This is a genomic window from Geoglobus sp., assembly GCF_054018175.1.
Genome location: NZ_JBPLZQ010000109.1, coordinates 1 through 9,670, shown reverse-complemented (window position 1 = coordinate 9,670; position 9,670 = coordinate 1). Strand labels below are relative to the sequence as shown.

The window sequence follows — 9,670 nt, the reverse complement described above, 5'->3', positions numbered from 1 at the left end:
CAGGGTGGATCATGCCCTTGAGAATCTCAAGAAGGCTGCAGAGAATCCGGAGGAGAACCTGATGCCGTACATACTCGAGGCGGTGAAGGCGAAAGCAACTCTGGGTGAGATGACCGACGCCCTCAGAGAGGTGTTTGGAGAGTACAGGGCCCCGCAAATCTTTTAAGTCCTCACTTCCTTACCTTTTTCTGGTGGTGCCTTGAAGGAGTGGTTGATTTACCTCGTACCCCCATTTCTCGGAGCTCTCATCGGGTACCTGACCAATGTCGTGGCAATAAAGCTCCTGTTCCACCCGAGGAAGCCTGTTAGGATCCTCGGCATTAAGATTCAGGGCCTCGTCCCCGCAAAGAGCGAGGAGTTCGCAGTGAGGTTCGTTGAGCTCATCGAGGATTACGTCAGGAAAGAGGACTTCAGGGAGCTGATTGACGAGGCAATAGGAAAGACCCTCAGGGAGTCTAAGCTGCTGAAGTTTCTTATGAACCCGGTTATCGAGAGCATTCTTGAAAAGTACGGGTTCAGGGAGAAGATCTCCGAGCATGTGGATGGGCTGGTCAGGAGGTCCCAGGTTTTGCTCAGCTCGGCAATCGTTGAAAACATGGACTTCAAGAAGTTTCTCGAAAAGAAAATTGCCGAATTCAGCGAAGAAGAGGCGGAGTTGATTTTCAAGAGGTTCGCGAAAAAGGAGATGAGGTTCATCGAGATCTCAGGTGCGGTTCTGGGGTTCATCATCGGGCTCGTCCAGACGCTGTTCCTCATTGTGGCATATTAGCACGTAGTGGTACGGGTAGATGTTGAGAGATGCGACACTCGAGAAGTGTTTTCCGAGGAGATCCTTCATCTCTTCCTCGCCGATTCTTTCATCAACCGGAGGGCCGAACTCCGTTTCCACCTTCTTCCAGTCAATAACGCACACGAACCTCGCGATCCTGCTCCACTCGACAAGCCTTTCGGGCTCGTCCACCTCGTGAAGGACGTTCGAAAAGAGGATGAAGTCAACCTGGAAGTCGAAGTCAACAGGTCTGTCTGACAGAATTATGCCCACGTTGTCAATCCCCCTTCTGTCCATTTCCCTTCTCAGCGCCTCCACCATCCTCCACTCTGCATCTATGGCGTAAACCCTCCTGAAGTGCCTTGCCAGCACCTCCGTGAAGTACCCACTCCCGGCTCCGTAATCAACTGCCGTGTCCCTTTTGCCAACTCTGGAAATCACCTCCCTCTCGAACACATCAGTTGGCATGATTTTCCTTCTCCTCTCGCTCAACAGCTCCTCAGGTTTTCCAGAAAACCTGTGTCGCATATTAACCACCTGATTTCAGAACTGCCTTACCGTGTGGGCAATCCTGTGGACAGTTGTGATGAGGCTCAGCGCCGCTACTATCCAGAGCGTTTCGAGGTAGTATCCGAGCAGCAGCCCGATCATTATGAGCGCTATCCTGGTGTCTCTTCCTGCTATGCCAACCTTGCACTCCGCACCTTCAGCTTCTGCCATGGCCCTCGCGATGCTTACGCCGAATGAGAATGTCAGGGCTAAGAAGCCTGCAAGCCAGTAGTCTGAAGGATTGAGGGCGACGATGGCAATTATGATCGCCGCATCCACGAACCTGTCGAAAACCCTGTCGATGAACGCCCCGTACCTTGAGGTTTTGCCGGCCATCCTCGCGAGATCGCCATCGACGCAGTCGAAGATCTGAGAGACAAAGAGCAGGAACACTCCCAAGTAAACCCTGCCGGTCGCGATTATGTATGCTGAGACTAAGCCAAGGGCGAACGCGAAGTACGTTATTGTGTTCGGGTGCACGTTGAACCTCATTAAAAACCTCGCAATCGGCCTCGAAAACCTCCTGTATACGACGTTGGTTATGACGTACTCGAACCTGATTCTACCACCTCCCGGACAAATTTATCGAAAAGACTTAAATAAATTTCAGTCCTCCTTAATCCATGCAGGCGGTCATTCTGGCAGCCGGAATGGGCTCAAGACTCGGAACGCTCACCGAAAAAATTCCCAAGGCCCTTATAGATGTTGGTGGTAAACCCCTCATCGCTCACTCCATAGAAATCCTCCGCGATAGCGGAGTGAGGAGATTTGTAATTGTAACGGGTTACAGGGCATACAAGATCAGGAGCTACCTTGACGAGCACTACGACGACATAGAAGTCGAGTACGTCCACAACCACAGGTACGAAACCACAAACAACATATACAGCCTCTACCTCGCGGCCAAGCACATTTCCGGATCGTACTACATCCTAAACTCCGACATAATATTCCACCCTGGCATATTCAGGAACATCCACGAGAGTGATAGGGAAAACCTGACGATCTCTGTGGACTTCAGGGAGGAGCTCGGGGAGGAGGAGATGAAGGTCGTCGTTGAGGAGGAGAGGGTCGTTGAGATAAGCAAGAAGATCGATCCGAGAAGAGCGCACGGGGAGTACATAGGTATAACTAAGGTTACCGAGCGCTCAGTGAATATCCTCATCGAGTCACTCGAGGAAACGATGGACGTGTACGGAAAGAGGGTGTTCTACGAGCACGCGTTTCAGATGATGATTGACAAAGGGCACGAGGTAAACTTCGCCCCAACCTCCGGACTCGCGTGGACGGAGATAGATACGATTGAAGACCTGATCCGCGCGAGGGAGGAGGTGTATCCTGCGATAGCTGGCAGGTAGTCTGCAGAACCTTTAATTATGTCCTCGTCAGAATTTCATTCGTGGTGGATGACAGGCTGCTGGAGGAGTTGAGGCGGGACTTCTCGAGATTTGCTGGAAGGTGCCGGGGTATCGTGCTCTTCGGATCACACGCCAGGGGAGAGGCCACAAAGAGGAGCGACGTTGATGTGTGCCTTGTAACTCCCGAGGAAGGAGTTTTTGATGCCGTTCTCTCCAAGCTTGGTGGAAAGTACGACATAAGGGTGTTCGAGGATCTTCCGTATCATGTCAGGGCTGACATAATACAGAACCATGTTCGCATTTACGCGAGAGATGACCTCGACATGTACCTCTACAAGCAGTTCAAGATCTGGAAGGACATGGAGCACAGGGTGAGGGAGAACGAATTCGAGAGTGTCTGGGAGAAGATCAGGCTGCGAAGGAGGTGGATGAGTGAGAAGGAAAAGATACTTGGAGAAATTGGAGTGGATAGAAGAAGAGGTTAGCTTCACAGCAGGGATGGATCTCAACGGGAATGTCGAGAGACGGGCTGTGCTTTACTCAATTCTAACTGCAGTTGAGGCTGCGATGGACATAGTGGCAATGCTCCTAAAGGATCTGGGATTTGAAGTTTGGGACGACTACTCTAACATCAAAAAGCTTGTTGATGAGGGTGTTTTAAGCGAGGAAGACGCGGACTTGCTCAGGAGATTCAACGGATTGAGAAACGCGATAGCCCACCACTACAACCATCTCGATCTTAAAAAGGTAGAGGAGGCAATTGAGAGCATGGGTGAGCTGCTGGACGTTGCTGCCAGACTTGTGGAGCTCGCGGAAAAATTGGTGAAGTGAGATCACTTCTTCGCCTGCTCCACTATGACCTCGTAATCTTTCTCGATCTCCTTCAGGAACCTTTCCTTCGTGAATCCGTTTTTGTAGGCTAGCAGCGTGGCACCACCCGCACCCACGCCCTCCTTGACGAATCCCTCGGCATACGCCCTCAGGCCTGGTTTTGCAGACTCACCAAGTCCCGGATCGCTTGCAATAACGTTTGTCGCGGCGATTTCTGCTATGTCTGCAGTGCCGTCCTCAGCGACGTAGACAGTTGTGGCTATGTGAATCTCTCTGTTCTCGTCCAGCCTCCTTATGACATGAGATGCTGCGGCCATCTGCGTACCTCCCGCAAGGACAACCGGCTTCTTCGATCCAAGAGCGATTCCAGCAATGGTGAGGAGCACGGGGTCTCCGACTTCGGCGAGAATCTCGATCGGGTCGTCCGACTTGACCCTGCTCACGGCCTTCTCCATTACCCTCCTCTTTGCCTCCACGGGGTTCTCTGGCATGCTCGACGAGACCTTCGCCTCAACTCCCATGGCCTTCAGAACGGCTCCCGCAGTTGTCGTGCCCGCGGGAATGCTCTCCCCTATCATCAGTACCTCGAACCTCTTGGAAAACTCCCTGCCGAGCATCTTCGCGTACTCGAAAGCCTCGAGAGCGTGCTCGAGATCCATCGCTCTGCCCTCTGCGATGTTGTTTCCCACCGGCGCGTTTATGCTGTAATACGGAATCTTCGGCTTCACCATAAGGCCGCTGTCTATCACGAAGAGGGGCGTTCCGAGCAGCCTTAGTGCCGTGTAGGTTATCAGGGCAGGAGTGGGCTTCCCATCAGGTGTGGCGGGTGGGAATGGAATACTCTTGCAGTGTCCGTAGTAGAGCAGCTCCGCATCTGCGGGTGGCGTGAACTTTATCAGCTCCGGACTCTCCCCAGCAACGGTTATACCGGGGATTTCCGCTGTCCTGGTGTTGCCCACGCACAGAAGAAAGGCCAGGTCCCTCTCGAGCAGGTGGGAGAAGTCCTCACCCTTCACGACTCTGTAGCTCATATCCCAAACTCGCCAGACGGTAATAAAAGGTTTGGTTTTGTAATACAACCGTAATACAACGTTTTCGGGGCTGAAAGTTAAATAGTTTGGAGTCACACGTCAATTTGCATGGAGGGCTGGCTGATCGATGCAGACTACGTAACCGAAAACGATAGGGCTGTTGTGAGGCTCTGGTGTAAGGATGAGGAGGGTGTGTTCATAGTGCATGACAGGAACTTCACTCCCTACTTCTACGTCATCCCTTACGAGGACTTCGATCCAATGAAAGTTGAGGTGGAGGCGAGGAACAGGATCATCTCACCTCAGGGAGCGGAGGTCGTAGAGAAAAAGGTGTTTGGAAGGGAGATCAGTGTTTACAGGATCTACGCTAAGCACCCTCAGGATGTCCCCAGACTGAGGGAGGCGTTCAAGAAGTACGGGGATGTGAGGGAGGCGGACATCCCGTTCGCCTACAGGTACCTGATTGACATGGACCTGGCCTGCATGGATGGCATAAGGGTGGAGGGAAAGGTCAGGCTCGAGAGGGGAATCAGGGTCGTCGAGGCTGAAAGCGTCGAGAGGGTTAGCAGATCTGGATTTCCCGAGCTTAAGGTTCTCGCGTTCGACTGCGAGATGCTCTCAGAGTTTGGGATGGCTGATCCCGAGAAGGACCCTGTCATAATCATCGGCGTGAAGATGGGTGAGTATGAGGAGATAATCCACGGTGAGGAGAGGGAAGTAATATCCAGGTTCGTGAAGGTGATCAGAGAGCTCGACCCGGACATAATTGTGGGGTACAATCAGGACGGGTTCGACTGGCCTTACCTGAGGAAAAGGGCGGAAAAGCTGTCCGTAAGACTCGCGATAGGCAGAGACGGGAGCGAGCTGACGTTCAGGGGAGGAAGGCCAAAGATAACCGGCAGACTCAACGTTGACCTCTACGACATAGCAATGAGGCTTGACGTGAAGGTGAAGAAGCTCGAGAACGTCGCCGAATTTCTCGGCAGGAGGGTTGAGATAGCCGACATAGAGGCCAAGGACATCTACCGGAAGTGGGTTTCTGGCGACAGGGAGAGCGTCTTCAGGTACTCGAGGCAGGATGTACTTAACACGTACTTCATTGCAGAAGAGCTCCTGCCAATGCACTACGAGCTTTCGAAGATGATTCGCGTTCCGGTTGACGACATAACGAGGATGGGCAGAGGGAGGCAGGTGGACTGGCTTCTCCTCAGCGAGGCCTACAGGCTCAACGAACTCGCCCCAAACCCAAGGGAGGTTGAGGAGAGCTATGAAGGAGCTTTCGTCCTCGAGCCAGAGAGAGGGCTGCACGAGAACGTTTACTGTCTTGACTTTGCCTCAATGTACCCCTCGATCATGATCGCCTACAACATCTCTCCCGACACGTACGTTGCGGGAAAGTGTGAGGATTGCTTCGTTTCTCCAGAAGTTGGCCACAAGTTCAGGAAGGAGCCTGATGGGTTTTTCAAGAGGATCCTTAAGGACCTGATACGCCGAAGGCGTGAGGTCAAGGAGAGGATGAAGGAGGTTGACAGGGAAAGCCTTGAGTACAGGCTCCTTGACATAAAGCAGCAGACCCTCAAGGTTCTGACCAACTCCTTTTACGGATACACGGGGTGGAGCGGGGCGAGGTGGTACTGCAGAGCGTGTGCTGAGGCGACAACGGCGTGGGGCAGGCACTTCATAAAGAGGTCCGCTGAAATTGCGAGGAGCATGGGCTTCGAGGTGCTTTACGGTGATACCGACAGCATATTCGTTAGGAAAGACCTGCCACCTGAGCAGCTCGAGAGGGAGGTTGAAGAGCTGATTTCGAGAATAACTGAAGAGCTGCCGGTGACGATCGAGGTGGACGAGGTCTACAGATCAATATTCTTCGTTGAAAAGAAGAGGTACGCCGGACTGACCGGCGACGGCAGGATAGTCGTTAAAGGACTCGAGGTGAGAAGGGGTGACTGGTGCGAGCTGGCCAAGGAAGTTCAGAGAAACGTGATAGAGACAATTCTCAGGGAAAAGGATCCCGAAAAGGCTTTGAAATACGTCAGGGAAGTTATAGCAAGAATCAGGGCAGGGGAATTCTCCCTCGATAAGTTCGTCATTTACAAGGGTCTGACGAAGAAACCATCGAAGTACGAGAGCATGCAGGCGCATGTTAAGGCCGCGCTCAAGGCGAGGGAGTTCGGTTTTGTATATCCCGTTGGAACGAAAGTCGGGTACGTGATACTCGAGGGGAGCGGGAACATAGGAGACAGAGCGTATCCACTCGAGCTGATCGAGGGGTTTGACGGAAAGTATGTCGAAATCAAAACAAAACACGGTACAGAGAAGCGCAAAATAGACAGGGAGTACTACATAAACAACCAGGTAATACCGAGCGTTCTCAGGATACTGGAGAGGTTCGGTTACAGCGAGCTGACCATAAAGGGAAACACACAAAAAACGCTCGACTCGTTCTTTGGCTGATATGCTTGCAACCGATAGAATTGGAGACGTGGAGAGGATCGAGGTTGGGGCAGAGGTTGGGGGAAGAGTGGTGTTCACAACATCATTCTACGTTTACTCAAATCTCGTTTTCGATTCGGGATGCTCGAACGTGAGGGAGGAGGTGGAGGAATATCTCGCGAGTCGGGCACGTGATTCCGTTTACCTCACCCACCATCACGAGGACCACTCCGGAAATGCCGTGCTGTTCGACACAATCCATGCTTTCGGGCTTACCGCTGACATACTGACCTCCGGGTTCGAGATTCCGGAATACAGAAAGGTGGTGTGGGGCGATGTGGAGGAGATTCAGCCTGAAAAGTTTGCCAGGCCGGATGTAAGGTACCTGCACACCCCCGGACATGCCTCAGACCACGTTGTTTACTTCGTGGACGAGTACGCGTTCACGGGAGATCTGATCCCATCGAAAAAGGTTTTCGTGGCCTTGAGAGGTGAAAGTTACACGCAGATAATCGAATCTCTCGAAAAACTCCTTCAGCACGATTTTGAGGTCGCCCTTGGAGGTCATGGTGTGTTCAGCAGAGAAGAGGTCGAGGAGTACCTGAATTACCTCAAGTGGTTGAGACAGAGGTGTTTGGAGCTTTATGAAAGAGGAAAGTCATACATGGAGATCTATGCTGAGGTTTTCGGCGAGGCTGGTGAGAGGGCAATGATGTTTGAAAGGTTTAGCAGAGGAGAGTGGTCAAGGGAGAATCTCGTGAGGTCGCTGCTCGGGGTAGACTGGCAATGAGAGTTGCTGTCGGTTCCAGAAACCCGGCAAAGGTAAAAGGGGTCGAGAAAGCGTTCAGCAGGTTCTTCGGCAGTGTTGAGGTGGTGGATATTGGCGTGAGTTCACACGTTAGCGACCAGCCCTTCGGTGAAGAAACGATAATGGGTGCGATAAACAGGGCAAGGAATGCTTATAGTGAGGAATTCAGCTTTTCCGTCGGAGTGGAGGCGGGTCTGTTCGAGTTCCCGCACACGATAACCGGCTACATTGACTTTCAGGTTGCGTGCGTGTATGACGGCGAAAGATATACCCTCGGCTTCGGCCCCGGTTTTGAGTACCCGCCCCTGGTTGTGAGGGAAGTGCTTAACGGGAAGGTGGTGGGGGATGTCATGGAAACGCTGACCGGCGTAAGGGACCTCGGAAAGAAATACGGTGCAATCGGCCACCTGACCAAAAGACACGTTGAGAGGAGCGATTTAACGGAGATTGCCGTAACCATGGCCCTGATACCCTGGCTGAACAGAAACCTTTACTGGACCGGGCCATGAGCCTCATCACACCCTTCGATCCATGGAAATCGAGGCTATGCACATGCCCGCCCAAGTTCTCTCTCAACCCGTACACCGGCTGTGACCACAGGTGCAGGTACTGCTATTCAACATACATACCAAACTTCTTCAGCGCGAGGCCCAAGAAGAGGCTGCTCGTTAGACTTGACAAGGAGCTGAAGAAACTTCCCAAAAATTCGCTGATATCAATGTCGAACAGCTCCGACCCGTATCCGCCGATGGAGAGAGATATGGGGCTGACGAGAAATGTGCTGAGGCAGATATCGGAGAAAAACTTGAGGTTGCTGGTTATAACCAAGAGCGACATTGTGGCGAGAGATGCTGACATCCTGAAGAACATGAGGGCTGCAGTTTCGATAACGGTAACAACACTCGATGAGGATGTTGCAGGGAAAATGGAGCCGAACGCTCCTGAGCCGGAGAGAAGAATCAGAGCGCTGAAAAGGCTGAAGAAAGCAGGAGTTCCTGTAATTCTGAGACTCGATCCGGTAATGCCAAAGATCAACGACGAGAATTTTGAGGAGGTTCTCGAGAGGGCTAGCTTTGTGGACCACGTTGTCTCATCCACCCTGAAGCTCAGAGGAGACTCGTATTCCCGGATTGTAAAGGAATTTCCGGAGCTTAAAGAGCACTACAGGAGGCTGTACTTCAGGGAGGGTGAGAGGTTGGGCGGGAGCTGGTATCTGAGAAGGGACCTCAGGATGGGGTTTTTATCAGGGATTGCTGAAAAGTGTGAGGAGCTTGGTATAAGCTATGCGTTCTGCAGGGAGGGAATACCGTTCAAAGCCGGAAGCTGCGATGGGTCACATCTGATAGCATGAGGTCTACCTGTTCCGTTCTGCATTTTCTCTTTCAGAGCATCTTCGTTATTATTGCTACAAGAACAGCAGCGTACGAGACAGCGTTAAGAATTGCTGAGAGGAAAACACTTTTCACTGCACTCTTCTCCATTCCAACCCTGTAGATGACTCCCTCAATCAGCGTGGATAGGGCGTAGGCGGAGAGGAACCAGATTTCTATTGCAGATTTGTACGGGCCGGGAACAACCAGTCCTGCAGCTGAACTTATGATGTTGGCTATTGCAACGACCAGAATGCCTCTGCCAGCCTGAATTTCCAGCCCAAGCCTTTCCCTGAGAGCAAGAAATGCTAACACCTCGGGGAGAATGATGATGGGTATGTATGGGATGAACACGAATGTGAGGGGGAAGATCACGTCGCCCCTCACAACGTGGAAGAGGGAGAGCAGGGTTAATGGCAGCAGATATTTTTTCATGTTGCATATTGGTGTCTAATTAATTTAAAATTCTTCCCATTGCTGGAAAGATGTTGGGGGAGTTGTTAGGCACTGTCAAAATA

Annotated in this window: 13 protein-coding genes; 9 read left to right on the top strand and 4 right to left on the bottom strand. The window is 52.0% G+C overall.

All coding sequences use genetic code 11. From position 1 onward, the window contains the following. Nucleotides 1-166 (top strand): methylmalonyl-CoA mutase family protein (locus ACXJJC_RS08460; RefSeq protein ID WP_456370980.1); only part of this gene is annotated, 166 nt, incomplete at its 5' end. A gap of 33 nt (nt 167-199) precedes the next feature. After that, entirely contained in the window at nt 200-769 is a 570-nt protein-coding gene (locus tag ACXJJC_RS08455) for a DUF445 domain-containing protein (RefSeq protein WP_456370978.1), read from the top strand. Here the strand turns inward: ACXJJC_RS08455 and ACXJJC_RS08450 are convergent. Beyond that, complete coding sequence (locus ACXJJC_RS08450) at nt 704-1,297, bottom strand: class I SAM-dependent methyltransferase (RefSeq protein WP_456370976.1); 594 nt, start codon at nt 1,295-1,297, stop codon at nt 704-706. The two genes, ACXJJC_RS08455 and ACXJJC_RS08450, sit on opposite strands and share 66 nt — an antisense overlap. A 15-nt stretch (nt 1,298-1,312) precedes the next feature. Next, nucleotides 1,313-1,810, bottom strand: a complete 498-nt coding sequence (locus ACXJJC_RS08445; protein WP_456370974.1) for a CDP-alcohol phosphatidyltransferase family protein — start codon at nt 1,808-1,810, stop codon at nt 1,313-1,315. A gap of 131 nt (nt 1,811-1,941) precedes the next feature. On the opposite strand from ACXJJC_RS08445, the gene ACXJJC_RS08440 reads away from it, so the two are divergent. Genes ACXJJC_RS08440 through ACXJJC_RS08430 form a run of 3 tightly spaced genes read left to right on the top strand, consistent with a single transcriptional unit; the run spans nt 1,942 to nt 3,507 of the window. After that, a complete protein-coding gene (locus ACXJJC_RS08440; RefSeq protein ID WP_456370972.1) occupies nt 1,942-2,676 on the top strand; it encodes a phosphocholine cytidylyltransferase family protein in 735 nt (244 codons plus the stop codon). Nucleotides 2,677-2,717: 41 nt separating this feature from the next. Further along, nucleotides 2,718-3,161 (top strand): nucleotidyltransferase domain-containing protein, encoded by a 444-nt coding sequence (locus tag ACXJJC_RS08435; RefSeq protein ID WP_456370970.1) that lies wholly within the window; start codon nt 2,718-2,720, stop codon nt 3,159-3,161. Next, nucleotides 3,109-3,507 carry a DUF86 domain-containing protein gene (locus ACXJJC_RS08430; RefSeq protein ID WP_456370968.1) on the top strand — a complete coding sequence of 133 codons (399 nt, stop codon included), beginning with the start codon at nt 3,109-3,111 and terminating at the stop codon, nt 3,505-3,507. Before ACXJJC_RS08435 ends, ACXJJC_RS08430 begins: the two co-directional genes overlap by 53 nt. Nucleotides 3,508-3,509: 2 nt before the next feature. Here ACXJJC_RS08430 and cobT read toward each other — a convergent pair whose 3' ends face one another. After that, nucleotides 3,510-4,538, bottom strand: a complete 1,029-nt coding sequence (gene cobT, locus ACXJJC_RS08425; RefSeq protein ID WP_456370966.1) for a nicotinate mononucleotide-dependent phosphoribosyltransferase CobT — start codon at nt 4,536-4,538, stop codon at nt 3,510-3,512. Nucleotides 4,539-4,646: 108 nt separating this feature from the next. On the opposite strand from cobT, the gene ACXJJC_RS08420 reads away from it, so the two are divergent. The 4 genes from ACXJJC_RS08420 to ACXJJC_RS08405 are packed head-to-tail and all read left to right on the top strand — an operon-like array spanning nt 4,647 to nt 9,133. Further along, a complete protein-coding gene (locus ACXJJC_RS08420) occupies nt 4,647-6,995 on the top strand; it encodes a DNA-directed DNA polymerase (RefSeq protein WP_456370965.1) in 2,349 nt (782 codons plus the stop codon). Nucleotide 6,996: 1 nt separating this feature from the next. Beyond that, nucleotides 6,997-7,764, top strand: coding sequence for an MBL fold metallo-hydrolase (locus ACXJJC_RS08415; protein ID WP_456370963.1), 768 nt, complete (start codon nt 6,997-6,999; stop codon nt 7,762-7,764). Beyond that, nucleotides 7,761-8,291 carry an inosine/xanthosine triphosphatase gene (gene yjjX / locus ACXJJC_RS08410; protein ID WP_456370961.1) on the top strand — a complete coding sequence of 177 codons (531 nt, stop codon included), beginning with the start codon at nt 7,761-7,763 and terminating at the stop codon, nt 8,289-8,291. Before ACXJJC_RS08415 ends, yjjX begins: the two co-directional genes overlap by 4 nt. Further along, nucleotides 8,288-9,133, top strand: coding sequence for an SPL family radical SAM protein (locus ACXJJC_RS08405; protein ID WP_456370960.1), 846 nt, complete (start codon nt 8,288-8,290; stop codon nt 9,131-9,133). The genes yjjX and ACXJJC_RS08405 overlap by 4 nt, the downstream gene beginning before the upstream one ends. Before the next feature lie 31 nt (nt 9,134-9,164). On the opposite strand, the gene ACXJJC_RS08400 is transcribed toward ACXJJC_RS08405, so the two are convergent. Continuing rightward, a complete protein-coding gene (locus ACXJJC_RS08400; RefSeq protein WP_456370958.1) occupies nt 9,165-9,587 on the bottom strand; it encodes a hypothetical protein in 423 nt (140 codons plus the stop codon). Between the last annotated feature and the right edge of the window lie 83 nt (nt 9,588-9,670).